Here is an 18,009-nt window from a genome sequence, read left to right as displayed (position 1 = left end):
AGCTTCCCCACTGTCAGGGGAACAGCCGGGCCGCCAGAAGACCCAGCCAATGCAGCAGGCCGCCGGGCAGCAGACCGATCAGCACCACAGCCGCGGCAAAGGCAATCATGGGCCATGTCATCTGGACTCCCACTTCCCGCCGCTCCGTAATAAAATCCCGGCCGGGGAAGAATCCCTCTGTCACCACCGGCAGCAGGTATCCCGCCGTCAGCAGGGCGGAGACCACCAGCACCACCAGCCCTGCGACGCCAAAGGCCTGGATCGGTGCCTCCAGGCTGGCGGTGAGCAGGTACCACTTGCTCACGAATCCCGCCATGGGCGGAATCCCGATCAGGGAGAGGGCCGCCAGGGTGAAGCACCACATGGTTACCGGCATCCGCCGGCCGATGCCCCGCAGTTGATCCACCCGGGTGCAGTTGGTGGAGAAGATGATGGCGCCCGCCGCCAGGAAGAGCGTATCCTTGGCCAGGGCATGGAAGACCATCTGCAGAAGAGAGGCCTGGACGCCATCCGGCGTCAGCAGCATCAGGCCGAACAGCACATAGGACACCTGGCTCACCGTGGAATAAGCCAGCCGCCGCTTCAGCTGCTTTTCCCGATAGGCCAACATGGACCCCACGAACACCGTGGCCAGCGTCAGCGTCAGCAGCACATATTGGGGCCAGCTGCCCGCCAGAAACTCCGGTCCAAACATATAATAAGTAACCCGGATCACAGCCACCACGCCACCCTTGGTAATGACACCGGAGAGCACGGCTGAGGCTGGGGCCGGCGCCACCGGATGGGCGGCAGGCAGCCAGGACTGCATGGGCATCATGCCCGCCTTGGCCCCGAAGCCAACGATCATCAGACAGTATGCCACCAGCAGCAGCGGCTGGTGCTCTGCAGCCCGGGAGAAATCGATGGCCCCACCCGGCTGAAAATCCGGCACCGTCAAGTAATAGGCGATAAAGAAGTAGCCGGCCAGGGCCATGCCCGCGCCGAATACGGAATACCCCAAGTATTTGAAGCCTGCCCGGCGGGCCGCCGGCGTGGCATTGTGCAGCACCAGCGGCACCGTAATCAGGGACATCATCTCGAAGAACATATACATGGTCACGAAGTTGGCCGCCTGAGCAAGGCCCATCAGTACCCCCAGCGTCATGGTATAAAATCCCATGAACTGGTTGCCCTGCCCCGCATGGCGGATGTAGGGTTTTGTAAAGACCACCACCGGCGCCCAGATGCACACTGCCAGCACCATGAAGAACTTGGACAGCCAGTCGCTGTTCAGCACCAAGCCCAAGTCCCCCTGGATGGTCAGCAGCCACAGCCGCTGGGTGGGCATCGTGCAGTTAGCCAGCACCATCACGGCGGTAATCACGATCAGCGTCACCACCAGCCAGTCACGGTAAGTCTCATTTTTCTGCCGGAATACGAAGATCCCGCCGATCAGCGGCACCAGAATAGGCAGCAGCAACAGCATGGGCGCACTCCCTCACAAACAACAAGTCTCAAATCAGCCGGACACCCGCCTCGATCAGGTCTGTGATCGGGTGGTAAAAAATGCCCAGCACAAAAATTCCCACGATCAGGATGGCGGCAGCCGCGGTGAAGGCCCGGTCCGCAGCCAGATCCCCCGGATGCACGTCGGCTAGGACCAGCGCCTCATCCTCCGCCGGGGGCTTCACCCAGATGGCCAGCAGCGCCGGAACATAGTACAGTGCGTTCAGCACCGTGGACAGGGCGATGGTCAGCAGGATCATCGCCGTCATACCGGTGGGCACGGCCGCGCTGGCAAAGTAGAGCTTGGAGACAAAGCCGCCGAACAGGGGGATGCCGATCATGGACAGGGCCCCCACAGTGAAGCCCAAGCCCGCCCCAATGTCCCGGTAGGCGCTGCCCCGCAGGTTCTTCAGGCTCTTGTGGTGGCCGCTGACGGCGGAGAGTCTGCCGGCGCAGAGAAACAGCAGCGGCTTGCAGCAGGCATGGACCAGGATATGGAAACAGGAGGCGATCAGCCCCTCGATGCTCCCCAGGCCCACACCCATGAAGATATACCCCACCTGCGCCACGGAGGAATACGCCAGCATCCGCTTGATATGGTTCTCCCGCATAGCAGCCAGAGAGCCCAGAATCATTCCCAGCAGCCCAAAGGCCAGGATCACGTCGGTGACTCCCAGCTCCACCATCAGCTCCATGGAGAAAACCCGCAGGATCATCACCAGCAGCAGCACGATGTACCCCTTCAGCACCAAGCCGGACAAGATGGCGGAGGACGCTGTGGTGGCGCCGCCGTGGGCATCCGGCAGCCACAGGTGGAAGGGGAACATGGCGCTCTTGACGCCCAGCCCCGCCACCAGCAGCCCTACAGCCACCGTCAGCGGGAGCGTGTAGCTCTCCGAGAGCCGCAGCTCCGCCACTGCCTCCGCCAGAGAGGGCATCAGCAGATAGCCGGTGATGCTGTTCAAAATGGTCAGCCCGATCAGGAACAGCCCGGACCCCACCAGGCTCATGAACAGGTACCGGATGGTGGCGATCAGATTGGGGCCGTTGTCCTTGGCCATCACCAGCGCGCAGGCCGCGATGGTGCTGGTCTCGATGAACACATACCCGGTGAACATGTCGTTGGTGTAGGTCAGTGCCAACAGGGACGCCTCCAGCATGTTCACCATGACAAAGTAAAACTTCTGCTTCTCCGGCAGGATGTCCTGAAACAGGTCCCGCCGCCCGCCCGCCAGAGCAAGGGCCATCACCAGGGAGAACACGGCGGCCAGCAGTGCCTGAAGCGGCCCGCAGTTGATGGCGTTGCCGTACGGCGCCAGAAATCGCCCCATGGCGTAGGTGAAGCTCACTCCCTCTGCATAGGTGTATTCCAGTACCCAGCCGTTCAGCAGCGCGGATGCAGCGCACACTCCGATGGTGATCCAGTAGCTGATCCGCCCGCTGCGGATGGCCGCGGTCACGATGGCCGCCAGGATAGCCAGAAAAATCGAAAAGAAGGGAAAGTTCTCCACAAACGGCCGCATCAGTCGTCCTCCTTCTTGGCCCGCTCCAGCAGTTCCCGCATCTCAATGGTGCCATAGCGGCGGTAGATCCGCTGGATCAACGCCAGGGAAAACGCCGTGATGGACACAGATACCACAATGCCGGTCAGCACCAGGCCGCTGGGAATCGGATTGATGTACAGCGGGTCGAAGCCCCGGTCCCCCACGATGGGCGCGACGCCCCCGTCAATATACCCCAGCGAGGCCAGCAGCAGGAAGACGGCCGAGTCCATGATGTTGAATCCGATCACCTTGCGCAGCAGATTCTGCTGCAGCATCAGATTCGTGAAGCCGATGCCAAACAGGATGACAGCAGTGACCGCGTAGCGGTTCTGGATGATCTCCTCCAGCATTCTCTTCTCCGCCTCCTCTCAGATCTCTCCCCTGGAAAACAGGGCGTAGAATCCATATACGGTGCAGGCCACCACCAGCCCCACCGCCAGGTCGATCAGCAGGATCATCCCGGTGAGGTAATTGGGCAGGCCGTTGGCCCCGATGAAGATGTAAACGCCGTACAGCACAGCATACAGCAGCAGACCGAAGGTCCGCACCGCGCTGTACCGCCTCTGGTTCATCAGCACCCGCGTGTGTCCGGGGCCAAAGGCAGCGGAAAACAGGATCAGTCCCGCCCCCAGGATAGTCCCGCCGGAAAACCCGCCGCCCGGCGACGTCTCGCCGTTCAGCAGCACATAGATGGCAAAAAGGAAAATAAAAGGAAGCAGCACCCAGGCCACCTGCTTGAGGATCAGGTCAGAGCGGCCCTGCACGGCGGTCTCCTCCCGCTCCATCTGCTGGAGCTCATGCTCGCTGGTGTTCTTCCGGTCCCGCAACAGCAGGATCATCACCGCCGACACCGCCAGAAACAGCACGCAGCTCTCCCCCAAAGTATCGAAGCCGCGGTAGCCGATAATCATGGCCGTCACCACGTTCTCAGAGCCCGTCTCCTCTTCGCTGTGCTCCAGATATCGCTCCGCCACCTCGTTGTTGATGGGGTTGTCTTCCTGGCCGAATCCGGGCATGTTCATCACTGTGGTGAACAGGATAATTCCCAGCGCCACGCAGATCACCGCCGCGGCGATGGGATACCAGTTGAAAAACTTCCGCAGCCGGTCCTTTTCCCGCCGCTCGAACTCCTCCTCTGACGGGCGGAATTCCCGGTGGGGGCGCTGCTCCATGACGAACAGTGTCCGGTCCTTGGGCTCCCGATCTCCGTCCACCCAGGAGATAAACTGTTTCAGCCGGTCCGGCTGCTCCTCTTTTTTACTCATCCCGTGTCCCCTTCAGCGCGTGGATCTTCTTCAGCGTCAGGAAAAAGAGGATGCTGGTCACACCGGCGCCCACAGCCGCCTCCGTAATGGCCAGATCCGGGCTCTGGAGCAGGCTCCACAGCACCGCCATCATCAGGGACAGCGCCATATACACGATTACCGATGCCAGCAGCCGCTTGCACAGCGGCGCTGCAATAGCACACACGATCACCCCGACCAGCAGGATGTATTCCAGAACGATCATCGTACCTCCACCTCGCATTCCTTTTCCAAATCCGGGACTGTGGATACCTCCATCTCCGCGACCAGATGGCTGCACACCGGACTGGTCAGCCATAAAAACACAAAGATCAGCAGCGTCTTTGCGGCGGACAGGGACCAGCCGTGCAGCAGCATCAGCCCGATCAGAACGCAGAAGATACCCAGGGAGTCCCCCACTGCGGCGGCGTGCATCCGGTTGAGCACATAATCGAACCGGAACAGCCCCAGCACAGCGGAGAAAAACACGAACAGGCCGAACAGGAAACATGCCAGCCCGGCTGCGGTCACCAGATTATCGATCATGGGCGTTTCCTCCCGTCTTCTCCCGCTCCGGGCGTTTCCGCCGCCGGGCCGCCACCAGACGGGAGACCACCACCACCGCCAGAAAGCTCAGCAGCGCGAACACCAGGGCCACATCCACCAGAAAGTCCTCCCGCAGCCAGACGGAGAGCAGCACCAGCTCCGCGATCACCAGCGTACTGATGACATTCACGGCCACGATGCGGTCCGTAAACCGGGGGCCCAGCACCGCCCGCACCAGCGTCGCCAGGATCAGCAGCGCCAGCACCACGGCGCCCGCGGTCAGCACCCAGGTCCTCACTTGTTCCATTGGGCCGCCTCCATCCTCTCCAGCCGCTGCTGGAAGGAACTGTCCTCAATCCCCTCTGCCAGCGGCGTGTCCAGTGTGTGCACCAGCATCCGGCCGTCCTCGGCCCGCACGGTGATTGTCCCCGCGGTGAGCGTGATCGAGTCTGCCAGCATTGCCCTGCGGCGGTCTGTCTTCAGCGGGGTGTGGAACCACACCAGCTTGGGTTCGATGCCCTTGGGGCGGGTGTAGATGATCCGCATGATTACCAGTCCGGCCTTCAGCATCTCCGCCAGCAGGTGAGCAAAATACCGCGCCATGGCCCAGATTCTGGAAGGACTGCCGCAGAACACCCGCCACTGATAGCCCAGCACCCGCTTGCAGAACCAGGAGATCAGCGCCGAGACTGCAACGCCCCACAGGCAGGTATGGACACTGATCCCGCCGGACAGCAACAGCCACAGCAGGAAAAACAGCAGGAACATCGCTTTGCCTCCCTCTTTGCGCTGTATACAAAAAGAGACGTCTCAGCAAGTGGTGTGTTTCCTCCCTCAACGGCGGATGGCACACGCTTGTTGGACGTCATCGTCTACCCGTTTTTCGTTAAAAAACGCACAAGCTTTAACATTATTTTAACGATTCTCCACGTCTCTGTCAACTATTTCAGCGGTTTTGACCCTCCTGGCACGCCGGAAAATATCCACAAATCTCTGAATCAAATTTCGGCGTTCTGACAAAGCGTCACAATTCTTCCAAATGTGCTCTGTCAAGCAGCCGTCTCTTCCGTCATATTTTCCAACTCCCTCCAGTGGGCACCGCATATCCCCACCCCGGCCTGCATAGTCTCCAAAGGAGGTGATGTCCAACATGACGATCCATGTGGTCCAAGCCGGCGAGACGGTCGGCTCCATCGCGGAATCCTACGGCGTCGATCCCGCCCGCCTGGCCGCGGACAACGCCGTGCCCCCCAGCGGCGCCCTGGCGGTGGGACAAACTCTGGTGGTCCGCTTTCCCCGCCAGGTCCACGCTGTCCGGGCCGGGGAGACCCTGGCTTCCATCGCGGAGGCATACGGCACCACAGTCCGCCGCCTCTGGCAGAACAACTGGCCTCTGGGCGGCGGAGCAGCCCTCCAGCCCGGACAGGTCCTGGTGATCTCCTACTTTGACGAGCCCCTGGGCGCCGCCGCCTTCAACGGTTATGCCTACCCCTACATTGATATGTCCCTTCTGAATGCGGAGCTTCCCTATCTCACCTATCTGACCCCTTTCACCTACGGGATCACCGCCGACGGCGATTTGCTCCAGCTGGAGGATGACGCTCTCCTCTCCGCTGCCCGTCAGCGGGGCGTCCGCCCGGTGATGCATCTGTCCACCATGACAGAAACCGGTCAGTTCGACACCCAGCGGGCCACCCTGGTCCTGACAGACAGCGCCGTCCAGGACCGCCTAGTGGATCAGGTCCAGCAGACACTCCGCCGCCGTGGCTACGCCGGGCTGGATGTGGACTTTGAATTTCTCCCCGGCCAGCTGGCGGCGGCCTACGCCGCCTTTCTCGCCCGCCTGCGGCGGCTCCTGAACTCCCAGGGCTTCTTTCTCTGGGCCGCTCTAGCCCCCAAGACCTCCGCCCGGCAGGCGGGACTTCTGTACGAGGGGCACGACTATGCCGCTGTGGGTGCCGCTGTGGACGGCGTGCTTCTGATGACCTATGAGTGGGGCTACACCGCAGGACCGCCCATGGCGGTATCCCCCCTGCCCAACGTCCGGACCGTGCTGGACTACGCCGTGACGGAGATCCCGCCGGAGAAGATCTTCTTGGGCCTTTCCAACTACGGCTACGATTGGCCCCTGCCCTTTGTCCAGGGCGTCACCCGGGCGCCCTCCATCTCCAATCAGCGGGCCATCGAGCTGGCCATTGAACATGACGTGGCCATCCAGTACGATGAGACGGCCCAGGCCCCCTTCTTTCACTACACCGCAGCAGACGGCACAATTCACGAAGTCTGGTTTGAAGACGCCCGCAGTCTTTCCGCCCGTCTGTCCCTGATCGCGGAATACGGTTTCCAGGGTGCCGGCATCTGGAACCTGATGCGCCCCTTCTCCCAGCTCTGGCTGGTCATATCCTCTCTGTATCATATTGAGGATTGATTCCCCTGCGGAGTATTTGAAAAAGCACTTGACTTGGAGTAGACTCCAAGTGCTAAAGTGTTCTCATCAAAAGACAGCGCCCCGCAGGCGCAAAGGAGGCTTTTCAGTATGGCGCTTTCCGCATCTGCCAAAGACTATTTGTCCCGTTTCTTTCCCGGCCCTCCTTCCCCGCTGTGGGAAACGGATCCGGAGTTTATGGAGCTCTTCGCCAATTTCGCCCTGGACGAGGTGGTGAACCAGGGGGACCTGGATGACGCCGCCAGGATGATGGCCATTCTCGCTGCCCTACTGGGCTGCCAGGGTGTGGAGGAATACCGCGTGCTGCTGCCCGCCGCCCTGCGGGCCGGCATCACCCCTGTCCAGGTAAAGGAGATTCTCTATCAATCCGTGGCCTATCTGGGGATCGGCCGGGTGCGTCCCTTTTTCTCCGTGACGAATCAGGTGCTGACGGAGCAGGGCGTCGCCCTGCCGCTGGAGCCCGGCTCCACCACCACGGCAGAGACCCGGCTGGCCGCGGGCAACCAGGCCCAGGTGGATATCTTCGGTGAGGGGATGCGGGGCTTTCAGAACAGCGGCCCGGAGGAAAGCCGCCACATCAACCGCTGGCTGGCGGACAACTGCTTCGGCGACTACTACACCCGCGGGGGGCTGGACTATAAGCAGCGGGAAATGATCACCTTCTGCTTCCTGGCCGCCCTGGGCGGCTGCGAACCCCAGCTCACCAGCCACGCCGGTGCCAATCTGAGGATTGGAAACGACAATGCCTTCCTGATCCAGGTCATCTCCCAGTGCCTGCCCTACATCGGCTATCCCCGCAGCCTGAACGCCCTGCGGTGTGTGAACGACGCGGCCCAGGCCGCCCGCTGAGAGGAGAACGGCCATGACCATCGCCGAAGTGAGCAGGAAGTATGATATTTCAGCGGACACCCTTCGCTACTACGAGCGCATCGGCCTGATCCCGCCTGTCCCCCGCACCAGGGGCGGCCTGCGGGACTACGGGGAGGAGTCCTGCGGCTGGATCCAGCTGATGAAGTGCATGCGGGCCGCCGGGGTGCAGATCGAAGCCCTGATCGAATATGTGGACCTGTTCCAGCAGGGAGACGCCACCCTGGACGCCCGCAAGGCCCTGCTGGTAGAACAGCGGGACCAGCTGGTGTCCCGGATGGCGGAGATGCAGGCCTCTCTGGACCTGCTGAATCAGAAAATCGACCGGTACGAGCAGGGTATGATGACAGCTGAACAGCAGCTCCGCCGTCTTCACGCGGAGCGCGAAGGCGCCTGAGAGGCCCAAAAAGGACAATATACTGTCGAAGTTCGACAATATATTGTCCTTTTATCCTTTATTGGAGCGTTTCAGCGGCCGTCTGCTCCAGGCCAGCCACAGCGCCCAGGACGCCGCCGCGCTGGAGGCCAGCACGGCCAGGAAATGCCCCATGCTGTTCTCCACCAGCGGACCTTCCAGGCCCAGCACCTCCGCGCCGCCCCGGACCAGCACGATGCACCAGGGGTGCAGGACATAGATCAGTGAAGAGAGCTTGCGGCAGCTCCGCCTTTCTCCGCGATTCAGCCCCAGCAGAAGGGAAAACAGGCAAACCATCACCAGCGGCAGCAGCATGTACATGCTGTCGTGCCGCTGGACCTGAAGCCCATGGAGCCAAAGCCCCTCTGCGGTCATGGCCGCGAAGGCGGCGCACAGGCCTGCAGCGGAGGTCCTCACGCTCCACCGCACACCGGCGGCTCCCAGCAGCAAAAATAGCGGCGTGAAAAACAGTCCGTTCCGCGTATAGGCAAAGATTTGGAAAATCTCCCCGTACAGCGCCTCCAGCGCCGGGAGCTGGCAGGTCAGTCCATAATAGCTGTCTCCGCCCAGGCCCACCAGGTAAAGGAGCCCGGCCGCGGTCAACGCCGTCCGGGAGCCCAGCCGGAGCAGCCCCCTGGCCACTAGAACACCCAGAATCACGCCTGGAAAATACCACAGGTGATAGAAGGTCCCATCCAGCAGGAGCTTTTTGACCCACTCCGCTGGCCCATAGCCGCCGTTGTACCAGTTCAGCGGCAGATACAGCAGCACCGCCGCCCCGTAGAGCAGACAGGTCTTTTTCAGAAAGACGCCGGTCCTGCGCCACTGGTCCTTTGCCAGAAAATAGCCGCTGACCATCAGGAAAAACGGCACCGCCACCCGGGCCAGCACCCGGGTGAACCAGAAGTCCCACAATGGGGAAACAGACACCAGCGGGGAGGTGTGGTTCGCCACCACCAGCATCACCGCCGCCAGACGGAAGAGATCCAACGCCGCGCCCCGGCGTCCGTCTGCCATACCTACACCTCCCAAACTGTCACGACAAATCCGTTCCGGTTGTCGCCGGAGACCTGGCAGCAGCCCTCCGGCAAGCGGAGCTCCGTCTCATCGCCGGCGCAGGGCATGTAAAACACCCGTGCGCTCCGCCCATGTTCCAGGCGGCACGTCCTGGGCGCTGTCTGCACCCAGTCCAGATACTCCTCCAGGCACAGGCCCTCCCGCTCCATCAGCAGGGCATGAGGCGTCCCCACATACCGATAGTGCCACGGCTCACAGGCGATACCGGTCAGGGACTCCTTTTCCCGGTGGTACCGCTGGATGAAGCCATACCGGGGCGCCAGTCGCCGGAACCGCCCGCAGGCGCCTTCCTCCGGAAAATCGGGCCGGATGAAGTCGATCTCCCGCGCTGCCCGGCCCAGGTCGATGGCAAGCCCCGTCTGGTGCTCGCTGCACCCGGGGACCGCCACATACTGCCGGGTGAACGCCTCTCCCCGTCTTTGCAGGGTGTCCTCCCAAATGGCCTGCTGCTCCGCCTGACTGCGCCAGCCGGAGACCGGCACGATCTCCCGCGCCCCGCCTGCTGCCTGGATGCAGGCGGCCAGCAGCCGGGCGGCCTGCCGCTCCAGCAGGATATTGGGATACCGCTCGTCCGCTGCTGTCAGCAGCTGCCGCGGCTCCTCCGCCAGGGGATGCTGACGGTTCACCAGCACCAGCGGCCCGGAGCGCATCTGCCGCCGGCTGTACCGCGCCGCCCTCATAGCTCGGCCCCCAGCTGGATCAGGCGGCTCACCAGCTCCCGGAAGGGGATGCCGGCGGCACGCATCATGGCAGGATAGCGGCTGTGGGGCGTGAAGCCCGGGATCGTGTTCACCTCGTTGAACACAATCTCCCCCCAGGGGGTGAGGAACAGGTCCACCCTGGCAAATCCCCGGCAGCCCAGTGCCCGGTAGAGGACCTTCGCCGTCTCCCGGATCTCCGCTGCCTTTTGCGGGGCGATCCGGGCGGGGCAGTGGATGGCCGATGTCTGGAGGGTGTATTTCTCCGTATAGTTGAAGAAGCCCCGGGACAGCTCCACCTCATCCACCGCCCCGACGGTGAGCTCCCGGTTCCCCAGCACCGCACAGCCCACCTCAAAGCCGGGAATGGCCTCCTCCAGCAAAATCTCGCCGTCGTGGCGGAAGGCCGCCTCCACCGCCGGAGCCAGCTGTGCCGGCTCCTCCACCCGGCTCACGCCGAAGGAAGAACCCGCCCGCACCGGCTTGACAAACAGCGGCCAGCCCAGTGTTTCGGCTGCCGTCCGGAGCTCCTCAAAGGCACAGTCCTCCGGGAAGAGACGGCTCCGGGGCACCCGTACCCCCGCCAGAGCCGCCAGCTTGTGGGCTCGGTCCTTGTCCATACACAGGGCGCTGGACAGCGTCCCGCAGCCTACCAGGGGCACACCGGCCAATTCCAGCGCCCCCTGAACCGTGCCGTCCTCACCGTTCCTGCCGTGGAGAACCGGGAAGGCCAAGTCAAAAGCCACTTCCCGGCCGGAGCCGTCCAACAGCACCAGGGCCTGGTTCCCCCGGTCCAGCCGCAGAGTGCAGGGCACGCACGCCGCCTCCCGCTGCCATCTTCCACCGGGAATGGCATCCAGCGGCCCTGTGTAAACATACCACGCCCCCTCCCGGGTGATCCCTACCGGGATGGGGCAGTACCGCTCCGGGTCCATGTGCGTCAGCACGCCGTGGGCGGACTGCAGAGACACCTCATGCTCTGAAGAGCATCCGCCGAACAGCACCAATATCCGCAATCTTTCCATCTCATGTCCTTTCCGGCGCCCAGCGCCTTTCCTGATGGAAAGATCGTATCAGATTCGCTTCCCGCAGATCTGTGGACGTTCCTGCAAACCTCCTGTGATTTTCCTGCGGAAATCTTACGAATTTCTTGCGGCGGCCCCCTGCAGGGGCAGGCGGACGGTAAAGGTGATCCGGTTGTCCGCGCTGGCAGCCCGGATCGTCCCGCCGTGGAGGGCAATGATTTCCTTGGCTATGGCCAAGCCAAGGCCCGCGCCGCCCGTGCGGGTGGCGCGGGAGCTGTCCAGCCGGAAGAACTGGTCGAAGATGCGCTCCAGCTTCTCCGCCGGAATGGTCCGCCCCTCGTTGGTAAACGTCAGGACCACGGTATCCGCCTCCTGCTGTCCGGTGATCCGGACTGTGGACCCCGGGAAGCTGTAATGGAAGGCGTTGCGCAGCAGGTTATCGAACACCCGGGCCAGCTTGTCCGGGTCGCAGTCGTATGCCAGACGGGGCGGCAGCTCCAGTTCACACCGCAGGTCCTTTTCCGCGAACTGGGGGGCAAACTCACTGGCCACCTGCTCCAGCATCCGGGTCAGGTCCGTAGGCTGCTTCTCCAGCTCCAGATGGGTCAGGCTGAAGCGGGTGATGTCAAAGAACTCATTGATGAGGTCCTCCAGCCGCTCCGCCTTCTCCAGGGCGATGCCGGTATACCGGCTCCGCAGCTCCGGGGAGAGCTGCGGCTCGTCCCGCAGCAGCGTAAGGTAGCCGATGACGCTGGTGAGCGGCGTCTTCAAATCATGGGCCAGATAGACCACCAGATCGTTTTTCCGCTGCTCTGCCTCCCGGGCAGCCCGGGCGTCCCGCAGGGCCCGTTCCCGGACGGCGTTCAGCTGCCCCTCCAGATCCTCCATGGGCTCCGGCAGCTCAATGGGCTCCTCTCCCGGCTGGGCCAGCTGCTCTGCCGCCGCGGCCAGCGTGTCCACCAGCCGCATGGGGCGGGCAATGAAGGAATAGCTGATAGCCACCCAGCCCAGCAGGATGACCAGCATACACACAAAGACGATGTAATCCCGTACCCAGTTGAGGAACTGGTAGAGCGGATCCCACGCATACCACGTAAAGGCGCTGCATACCAGATACCCCAGGAAGACCGCCGCCAGCACCACCGTCACCCAGGCCGTCAGTGCCAGCAGATAGAATCCCCAGGTCCGCAGGGCCCGGCGGCGGCCCCGGTCCGACAGCGGGGGCCGTTCTCTTCTCTTATTCAATGGTATACCCCACCCCCCAGACCGTCTTGATGAACTTCGGCTTCCGGCTTGGCTCGTGCATCTTCTCCCGCAGGCGGGCGATGTGGCTCATGACCGTGTTGTTGCTGTCCATGTACTTCTCGCCCCACACCGCCTCAAACAGCTCCTCACTGGGCACCACCTGTCCCCGGTGCTCGCAGAGATACCAGAGAATGGCAAACTCCAGCGGCGTCAGCGCCAGCTCCTCGCCGAAGAGAACGCACTTATGCGTGGTCCTGGAGATCTGCAGCCCCCGGAAGTCATGCTCCGCGGTCTCCCTGGGTTCCGCCGCCTCGCCGGTGTTGTACCGGGTATAGCGCCGCAGCTGGGTCTTCACCCGGGCCACCAGCTCCAGCGGATTAAAGGGCTTGGTAATGTAGTCATCCGCCCCCAGGGTCAGGCCCATGATCTTGTCCATGTCCTCCACCCGGGCGGTGAGCATGAGGATGGGAAAGAGGTGTTCCTCCCGGATCTTCTGGCACAGGGTAAAGCCGTCCAGGTCCGGGAGCATCACGTCCAGAATGGCCAGGTCCAAATGCTGCCGCGCCACGCAGGTCAGCGCCGCCTCCCCGCTGCCGCACTTGTACACTGTGTAGCCCTCATTTTTCAGGCAGACCTCCACCAGATCCGCAATCGCCGCTTCGTCATCCACCACCAGGATCTCCGCCATGCCTTCGCCTCCGCTCTTTTCTTGCGTGATACATCCATTATACCAGACCCGACAGGGAATGCAAACCGGCCTTTTCCGTCCCGGCGTGAAAAAGGCAGAGCCGCCAACAGACGGCTCCGCCCAGCTGCGTCAAAAGTGCAGGAACTTCTGTACATCCCGGTCCGCGCCCAGAACCAGCATCGTCTCCCCCTCCCGGAAGCAGTAGTCGCCGCCCGGAATGGGGATGAGCTCCTCTCCCCGCTTGGCGGCCAGGATGTTGATATTGTGCCGCTGGCGCACCCCCAGCTGGCCGATGGTCTTGCCCACCCAGGCCGGCGGCACCGCCGTCTCGTAAATGGCGTGGTCCGGCGTCAGCTGGATGTAGTCAAAGATATGGTCGGAGCTGTACCGCACCGCCGCCCAGCTGGCGGTCTCCCGCTCCGGATAAACCACGTCATCCGCGCCGTTGCGCAGCAGAAATTTGGCGTGGACATCCCGTGCCGCCCTGGACAGGACGAAGCGTGCGCCCTGCTCCTTCAGCAGGGCCGTGGTCTCCAGAGAGCTCTGGAAGTCGTCTCCAATGGCCACCACGCACAGGTCAAAGTTCCGCACCCCCAGGGAGGCGATGAACGCCTCGCTGGTGCTGTCCCCGATCTGCGCGTGGGTCACCAGGTCCAGCGCCTCGTTGACCCGCTCCTCGTTTTTGTCCACCGCCAGCACCTCGTGGTGCAGCTCCTGAAGCTTGGCGGCCATGTGCCGCCCGAAGCGGCCCAATCCGATCAGCAGTACCGATTTCATCCTCACACGTCCTTTCTCAAGCGTACCGCTCAGCCCACAGTGACCCGCTCCTGGGGCAGCTGCGCCGGGGCGGCGCCGCTGTCCGGCAGGACGGCGTAGATCAGCGTCAGGCCGCCCACGCGGCCAAAGTACATCAAAAAGATCAGAATCAACCGGGAGACGCCGCCCAATCCCGGGGTCACCCCCAGCGTCAGCCCCACGGTCCCGAGGGCGGAGGCGGTTTCAAACAGCGCCGCCTCCAGGGAGATGTCCTCCACGCAGCAGATGGCCATACCGCCCAGCAGAAACAGCCCCAGATACATCATAAGGACCGCCGCGGCGCTGCGCAGTGTCTCCGTGGGGAGGCGGCGGCCGAAGCACTGGAGATCCGCCCGCCGGCGGAACACCGCCCGGGCCGCCAGCACAAATACCGCCAGAGTGGTGACCTTGAATCCGCCGGCTGTGGAGCCGGGGGAGCCACCCACCAGCATCAGCAGCGTAATCAGCAGCCGGGAGGGCTCGCTCAGCTGGGAGAGGTCCAGGGTGTTGTACCCTGCGGTCCGGGGGGTGACCGCCTGAAACAGCGCCCCCTGGACCTTCTCCCCCAGGGTCAGCGTCTGCCACTGGGGCAGCCGGAGCTCATAGAGCAGGAAGAACAGCGCCGGCAGCAGGATCAGTGCCGCAGTCACCGCCAGCACCAGCTTGCTCTGAAGGCAGTAGGCCCGCAGGTGCCACTTGTGCTCCCGCACGTCTCCCCAGGTGAGGAATCCGATGCCGCCCAGGACAATCAGCCCCATCACGGTGAAATTCACCAGTGGGTCCCCCGCATAGCCGGTCAGGGAGACGAAGGGCGTGCCCGCCGCCCCCATCAGGTCGAACCCGGCGTTGCAGAAGGAGGACACCGCATGAAACACCGCGTACCAGAGTCCCCGGAACAGCCCCATCTCCGGGCAGAACCGCAGAGCCAGCAGCAACGTCCCCGTCCCCTCCAGGACCAGCGTCACCGCCAGAATGAAGCGGGTCCGGCGAACGATGCCCCCCACCTGGGGTGCGGAGATGGACTCCTGCATCACCCACCGCTCCTTCAGCCCGATCCGCCGCCCGGCCAGCATGGAGATGGCCGCCGCCGCGGTCACCACACCCATGCCGCCAATCTGAATCAGCATGAGGATCACCGCCTGGCCGAAGCCGGACCAGTACAGCGCCGTGTCCTGGACCACCAGTCCTGTCACGCAGGTGGCGGAGGTGGCGGTGAACAGCGCGTCGAAAAAGGCGGCGCCCTGCCCGTCCCGGGTGGAGATGGGCAGGGTCAGCAGTAGTGCTCCCGCCAAAATCAGCAGCGCAAAGCCGATCAGGATGATCCGCGCCGGCGCCATGTGGTTTTTTCTGCGCATGAACACAGCGATCCCTCTTTCCGTTTTATCAGAAGCCGCCCGTGGACAGCAGGACCATGATAACACGGATGGGCCCGCCGGTCTGTAAAAAGGCGGCCCCTGCCGTTTGGTTCCCGTTAAAGTTTTCCCAAAAAGGGACTTTGCAGCACGCCCATTGTAGCACAGCGCCTCCCGCCCGTCCACCGCTTTTTTCCCGGCTGCCGTTGCATTTTCTGCAGTCCGTGATATAATGGTTAGATAGAACAAACAAGGACATTTCGTCCGCTGCAGAAAGGAAGCGCATACAATGCTGAACGAAAAAGTATCCCAGCTGTTGAACGATCAGGTGAACAAGGAATTCTACTCTGCGTATCTGTATCTCCAGTTCTCCAATTTCTATGTGGAGCAGGGCCTTGCCGGTTTTGCCAACTGGTACAAGGTCCAGGCCCAGGAGGAGCGGGACCACGCCATGCTGATGCTCCAGTATCTCCAGAACAACGACGTGCCCGTAACGCTGGAGGCCGTCGCCAAACCGGATGCGGAGCTGAAAGCCAACATGGACCCCCTGAAGGCCGGTCTCGCCCACGAGCAGTATGTCACCTCCCTGATCCACGCCATCTATGAAGCCGCGTACGAGGCCAGGGATTTCCGCACCATGCAGTTTTTGGACTGGTTCGTGAAGGAGCAGGGTGAGGAGGAGACCAACGCCACCGATCTCATCAAGAAGATGGAGCTGTTCGGCTCGGACCCCAAGGGGCTCTATATGCTGGACCAGGAGCTGGCGGCCCGGACCTATGCCGCCCCCTCCCTGACCCTGTGACCCGCGATCCCGCGACCCACGCACGGCGGCCTGTCCGCCGTGCGTTTCTTCTGCCCGCTCTGGACGGCGGCGGCCGCCCGTGGTATACTGGGCGCAGTTTGATCCCAAGGAGGTTCCCCGATGAAAGACCTGCTGATCGTGGAGGATGACCCGACTCTGGGCGAGGGTATCCGCCTGGCCCTCCAGGCGCCGGAGCTCCGCCCCCAGCTCTGCCGGTCCCTGGCGGATGCCGGGGAGCTGCTCTCCCGCCGGAGCTTCGACCTGCTGATCCTGGACATCAACCTGCCTGACGGCAATGGACTGGACCTCCTCCGTGCCCTCCGGCGGGAGAGTGAGGTTCCCGTAATCCTGTTGACTGCCAATGACCTGGAGACAGACATCGTGGCAGGTCTGGAGCTGGGGGCGGATGACTATATCACCAAGCCCTTCTCTCTGGCGGTGCTGCGGGCCAGGGTGAATACTCAGCTGCGCCGGACCGCCGCCCCCCAGGCGGAGCGGGTGCAGCTGGATGGCTTCACCTTCGATTTCGGCCGGATGGAGTTCTCCCGGAACGGCGTTCCGGTGGAGCTCAGCAAGACGGAACAGAAGCTGCTGCGGCTGCTGGTGGAGCACCGGGGCCAAACCCTTACCCGGGCCGCCCTGGTGGACCGGATCTGGACGGACGGGGCGGAGTATGTGGACGAAAACGCCCTCTCCGTCACAGTGAAGCGGCTGCGGGACAAGCTGGAAGACATGCCGTCCAAGCCCCGCTATATCAAGACCGTGTACGGCCTGGGCTACACATGGGCGGTGAACTGACATGACAGTGGAATATACCCTGCTGGCCCTGGCGGTTCCGGCCCTGCTGGCAGCGGCAGGATTCGCCGTCTGGACCCACCTGCGGACCCGCCGGATGCTGGACACTCTGGGCAAGATGCTGGATGACGCCATCCGGGGCGAGTTCCGGGAGTCCCTCTATGACGAGAGCCGCCTCTCCGCCCTGGAGACCCGGATGGCCCACTATCTCTCCGCATCCGCCGTATCGGCCAAAAATCTGGCGGAGGAGAAGGATGCCATCAAGACCCTGATCGGGGATATCTCCCACCAGACCAAGACTCCCATCGCCAACCTCCTGCTGTATGCCCAGCTGCTGGAGGAGCAGGACCTGCCGCCGGAGAGCCGGGAGTATGTCTCCGCTCTGGAGCATCAGGCGGAGAAGCTGCGGTTCCTCATCGACGCGCTGGTCAAGACCTCCCGGCTGGAGAGCGGCGTCCTTGCCATGACGCCCAAGCGTCATGGCATCCAACAGCTGTTGGATGCCGCCTCGGCCCAGGCCGCTCCCGGAGCGGAGGCCAAAGCGATCACCCTGACGGTAGAGCCCACGGACCTGACCGCCCGGTTCGACCCCAAGTGGACGGCGGAGGCCCTGTATAATCTGGTGGACAACGCGGTGAAATACACCCCGGCGGGCGGCGCCGTCACCCTCCGGGCCGTGGGGTATGAGCTGTTCTGCCGCGTGGACGTGACGGACACCGGCCCTGGCATCCCGGAGTCCGAGCAGGCCAGGATCTTCCAGCGGTTCTACCGCTCCCCCTCCGCCAGCGAGGCGGAGGGCGTGGGAATCGGCTTGTATCTGGCCCGCCAGATCGCCGCCGGTCAGGGCGGATACCTGAAGGTCAGCAGCCGCCCCGGGGAGGGGAGCACCTTCTCCCTGTTCCTGCCGAGGGCGGAGGAGAGGACATAGAAGGCGGGGCGTTCCGGC

The 18,009-nt window shown here is 63.2% G+C and carries 21 protein-coding genes; 6 read left to right on the top strand and 15 right to left on the bottom strand.

Features of this window, described 5'->3' with window-relative positions:
* Positions 1-13: 13 nt before the first annotated feature.
* The 8 genes from DN611_RS03120 to DN611_RS03085 are packed head-to-tail and all read right to left on the bottom strand — an operon-like array spanning position 14 to position 5,626.
* Positions 14-1,465: a complex I subunit 5 family protein gene (locus DN611_RS03120; protein WP_276895791.1), complete on the bottom strand. Its 1,452-nt coding sequence runs from the start codon at positions 1,463-1,465 to the stop codon at positions 14-16.
* A gap of 28 nt (positions 1,466-1,493) precedes the next feature.
* A complete protein-coding gene (locus DN611_RS03115; RefSeq protein WP_021749255.1) occupies positions 1,494-3,008 on the bottom strand; it encodes a complex I subunit 5 family protein in 1,515 nt (504 codons plus the stop codon).
* The gene (locus DN611_RS03110; protein ID WP_021749256.1) at positions 3,008-3,379 is read right to left on the bottom strand and encodes a sodium:proton antiporter; all 372 of its coding nucleotides are present in this window, start codon (positions 3,377-3,379) and stop codon (positions 3,008-3,010) included. Before DN611_RS03110 ends, DN611_RS03115 begins: the two co-directional genes overlap by 1 nt.
* Before the next feature lie 18 nt (positions 3,380-3,397).
* Positions 3,398-4,294 (bottom strand): hydrogen gas-evolving membrane-bound hydrogenase subunit E, encoded by an 897-nt coding sequence (gene mbhE / locus DN611_RS03105; protein ID WP_021749257.1) that lies wholly within the window; start codon positions 4,292-4,294, stop codon positions 3,398-3,400.
* Complete coding sequence (locus DN611_RS03100) at positions 4,287-4,538, bottom strand: hydrogenase subunit MbhD domain-containing protein (RefSeq protein ID WP_021749258.1); 252 nt, start codon at positions 4,536-4,538, stop codon at positions 4,287-4,289. The genes mbhE and DN611_RS03100 overlap by 8 nt, the downstream gene beginning before the upstream one ends.
* The gene (gene mnhG / locus DN611_RS03095; RefSeq protein ID WP_021749259.1) at positions 4,535-4,858 is read right to left on the bottom strand and encodes a monovalent cation/H(+) antiporter subunit G; all 324 of its coding nucleotides are present in this window, start codon (positions 4,856-4,858) and stop codon (positions 4,535-4,537) included. The genes DN611_RS03100 and mnhG overlap by 4 nt, the downstream gene beginning before the upstream one ends.
* Positions 4,848-5,165: a monovalent cation/H+ antiporter complex subunit F gene (locus DN611_RS03090; protein ID WP_119310617.1), complete on the bottom strand. Its 318-nt coding sequence runs from the start codon at positions 5,163-5,165 to the stop codon at positions 4,848-4,850. Before DN611_RS03090 ends, mnhG begins: the two co-directional genes overlap by 11 nt.
* Positions 5,153-5,626, bottom strand: coding sequence for a Na+/H+ antiporter subunit E (locus DN611_RS03085; protein WP_025544339.1), 474 nt, complete (start codon positions 5,624-5,626; stop codon positions 5,153-5,155). Before DN611_RS03085 ends, DN611_RS03090 begins: the two co-directional genes overlap by 13 nt.
* Before the next feature lie 382 nt (positions 5,627-6,008).
* Between DN611_RS03085 and DN611_RS03080 the strand changes: the two genes are divergently transcribed.
* The 3 genes from DN611_RS03080 (at position 6,009) to DN611_RS03070 (ending at position 8,568) form a co-directional block, all read left to right on the top strand.
* Positions 6,009-7,286 carry a glycosyl hydrolase family 18 protein gene (locus tag DN611_RS03080; RefSeq protein ID WP_036630330.1) on the top strand — a complete coding sequence of 426 codons (1,278 nt, stop codon included), beginning with the start codon at positions 6,009-6,011 and terminating at the stop codon, positions 7,284-7,286.
* A gap of 108 nt (positions 7,287-7,394) precedes the next feature.
* Positions 7,395-8,153, top strand: coding sequence for a carboxymuconolactone decarboxylase family protein (locus DN611_RS03075; RefSeq protein WP_119310616.1), 759 nt, complete (start codon positions 7,395-7,397; stop codon positions 8,151-8,153).
* Positions 8,154-8,166: 13 nt separating this feature from the next.
* On the top strand, positions 8,167-8,568 hold the full coding sequence (locus DN611_RS03070) for a MerR family transcriptional regulator (protein WP_021749267.1): 402 nt from the start codon (positions 8,167-8,169) through the stop codon (positions 8,566-8,568).
* 51 nt (positions 8,569-8,619) lie between these two features.
* Here DN611_RS03070 and DN611_RS03065 read toward each other — a convergent pair whose 3' ends face one another.
* The 7 genes from DN611_RS03065 to DN611_RS03035 all read right to left on the bottom strand — a co-directional run bounded on the left by DN611_RS03065 (position 8,620) and on the right by DN611_RS03035 (position 15,469).
* Positions 8,620-9,603 (bottom strand): acyltransferase family protein, encoded by a 984-nt coding sequence (locus tag DN611_RS03065; protein ID WP_119310615.1) that lies wholly within the window; start codon positions 9,601-9,603, stop codon positions 8,620-8,622.
* Between the two features lie 2 nt (positions 9,604-9,605).
* Positions 9,606-10,343 (bottom strand): M15 family metallopeptidase, encoded by a 738-nt coding sequence (locus tag DN611_RS03060; protein ID WP_021749269.1) that lies wholly within the window; start codon positions 10,341-10,343, stop codon positions 9,606-9,608.
* Positions 10,340-11,386: a D-alanine--D-serine ligase VanG gene (vanG, locus tag DN611_RS03055; protein WP_119310614.1), complete on the bottom strand. Its 1,047-nt coding sequence runs from the start codon at positions 11,384-11,386 to the stop codon at positions 10,340-10,342. Before vanG ends, DN611_RS03060 begins: the two co-directional genes overlap by 4 nt.
* A gap of 114 nt (positions 11,387-11,500) precedes the next feature.
* Positions 11,501-12,631 carry a sensor histidine kinase gene (locus DN611_RS03050; RefSeq protein WP_174232992.1) on the bottom strand — a complete coding sequence of 377 codons (1,131 nt, stop codon included), beginning with the start codon at positions 12,629-12,631 and terminating at the stop codon, positions 11,501-11,503.
* Entirely contained in the window at positions 12,624-13,319 is a 696-nt protein-coding gene (vanR, locus tag DN611_RS03045) for a VanR-ABDEGLN family response regulator transcription factor (RefSeq protein WP_025544795.1), read from the bottom strand. The genes DN611_RS03050 and vanR overlap by 8 nt, the downstream gene beginning before the upstream one ends.
* A 129-nt stretch (positions 13,320-13,448) precedes the next feature.
* The gene (locus DN611_RS03040) at positions 13,449-14,096 is read right to left on the bottom strand and encodes a potassium channel family protein (protein WP_119310613.1); all 648 of its coding nucleotides are present in this window, start codon (positions 14,094-14,096) and stop codon (positions 13,449-13,451) included.
* A gap of 29 nt (positions 14,097-14,125) precedes the next feature.
* The gene (locus tag DN611_RS03035) at positions 14,126-15,469 is read right to left on the bottom strand and encodes a TrkH family potassium uptake protein (protein ID WP_021749274.1); all 1,344 of its coding nucleotides are present in this window, start codon (positions 15,467-15,469) and stop codon (positions 14,126-14,128) included.
* 286 nt (positions 15,470-15,755) lie between these two features.
* On the opposite strand from DN611_RS03035, the gene DN611_RS03030 reads away from it, so the two are divergent.
* The 3 genes from DN611_RS03030 to DN611_RS03020 all read left to right on the top strand — a co-directional run bounded on the left by DN611_RS03030 (position 15,756) and on the right by DN611_RS03020 (position 17,991).
* Complete coding sequence (locus DN611_RS03030) at positions 15,756-16,268, top strand: ferritin (RefSeq protein ID WP_021749276.1); 513 nt, start codon at positions 15,756-15,758, stop codon at positions 16,266-16,268.
* 120 nt (positions 16,269-16,388) lie between these two features.
* On the top strand, positions 16,389-17,066 hold the full coding sequence (locus tag DN611_RS03025; protein WP_025544799.1) for a response regulator transcription factor: 678 nt from the start codon (positions 16,389-16,391) through the stop codon (positions 17,064-17,066).
* Between the two features lies 1 nt (position 17,067).
* Entirely contained in the window at positions 17,068-17,991 is a 924-nt protein-coding gene (locus tag DN611_RS03020; RefSeq protein ID WP_025544800.1) for a sensor histidine kinase, read from the top strand.
* Positions 17,992-18,009 lie beyond the last annotated feature (18 nt).

Origin of the sequence: Oscillibacter sp. PEA192, assembly GCF_003574015.1 — a bacterium.
Taxonomy (GTDB): domain Bacteria; phylum Bacillota; class Clostridia; order Oscillospirales; family Oscillospiraceae; genus Oscillibacter; species Oscillibacter welbionis.
The sequence above is the reverse complement of the archived record's forward strand: the minus strand, read 5'-3'. Positions and strand labels throughout refer to the sequence as shown.

Bases quoted from the DNA above. Each gene is read 5' to 3' on its own strand.
- DN611_RS03120 (WP_276895791.1), bottom strand. From the start codon at position 1,465: ATGCTGTTGCTGCTGCCTATTCTGGTGCCGCTGATCGGCGGGATCTTC.
- DN611_RS03115 (WP_021749255.1), bottom strand. From the start codon at position 3,008: ATGCGGCCGTTTGTGGAGAACTTTCCCTTCTTTTCGATTTTTCTGGCT.
- DN611_RS03110 (WP_021749256.1), bottom strand. From the start codon at position 3,379: ATGCTGGAGGAGATCATCCAGAACCGCTACGCGGTCACTGCTGTCATC.
- mbhE (WP_021749257.1), bottom strand. From the start codon at position 4,294: ATGAGTAAAAAAGAGGAGCAGCCGGACCGGCTGAAACAGTTTATCTCC.
- DN611_RS03100 (WP_021749258.1), bottom strand. From the start codon at position 4,538: ATGATCGTTCTGGAATACATCCTGCTGGTCGGGGTGATCGTGTGTGCT.
- mnhG (WP_021749259.1), bottom strand. From the start codon at position 4,858: ATGATCGATAATCTGGTGACCGCAGCCGGGCTGGCATGTTTCCTGTTC.
- DN611_RS03090 (WP_119310617.1), bottom strand. From the start codon at position 5,165: ATGGAACAAGTGAGGACCTGGGTGCTGACCGCGGGCGCCGTGGTGCTG.
- DN611_RS03085 (WP_025544339.1), bottom strand. From the start codon at position 5,626: ATGTTCCTGCTGTTTTTCCTGCTGTGGCTGTTGCTGTCCGGCGGGATC.
- DN611_RS03080 (WP_036630330.1), top strand. From the start codon at position 6,009: ATGACGATCCATGTGGTCCAAGCCGGCGAGACGGTCGGCTCCATCGCG.
- DN611_RS03075 (WP_119310616.1), top strand. From the start codon at position 7,395: ATGGCGCTTTCCGCATCTGCCAAAGACTATTTGTCCCGTTTCTTTCCC.
- DN611_RS03070 (WP_021749267.1), top strand. From the start codon at position 8,167: ATGACCATCGCCGAAGTGAGCAGGAAGTATGATATTTCAGCGGACACC.
- DN611_RS03065 (WP_119310615.1), bottom strand. From the start codon at position 9,603: ATGGCAGACGGACGCCGGGGCGCGGCGTTGGATCTCTTCCGTCTGGCG.
- DN611_RS03060 (WP_021749269.1), bottom strand. From the start codon at position 10,343: ATGAGGGCGGCGCGGTACAGCCGGCGGCAGATGCGCTCCGGGCCGCTG.
- vanG (WP_119310614.1), bottom strand. From the start codon at position 11,386: ATGGAAAGATTGCGGATATTGGTGCTGTTCGGCGGATGCTCTTCAGAG.
- vanR (WP_025544795.1), bottom strand. From the start codon at position 13,319: ATGGCGGAGATCCTGGTGGTGGATGACGAAGCGGCGATTGCGGATCTG.
- DN611_RS03040 (WP_119310613.1), bottom strand. From the start codon at position 14,096: ATGAAATCGGTACTGCTGATCGGATTGGGCCGCTTCGGGCGGCACATG.
- DN611_RS03035 (WP_021749274.1), bottom strand. From the start codon at position 15,469: ATGCGCAGAAAAAACCACATGGCGCCGGCGCGGATCATCCTGATCGGC.
- DN611_RS03030 (WP_021749276.1), top strand. From the start codon at position 15,756: ATGCTGAACGAAAAAGTATCCCAGCTGTTGAACGATCAGGTGAACAAG.
- DN611_RS03025 (WP_025544799.1), top strand. From the start codon at position 16,389: ATGAAAGACCTGCTGATCGTGGAGGATGACCCGACTCTGGGCGAGGGT.
- DN611_RS03020 (WP_025544800.1), top strand. From the start codon at position 17,068: ATGACAGTGGAATATACCCTGCTGGCCCTGGCGGTTCCGGCCCTGCTG.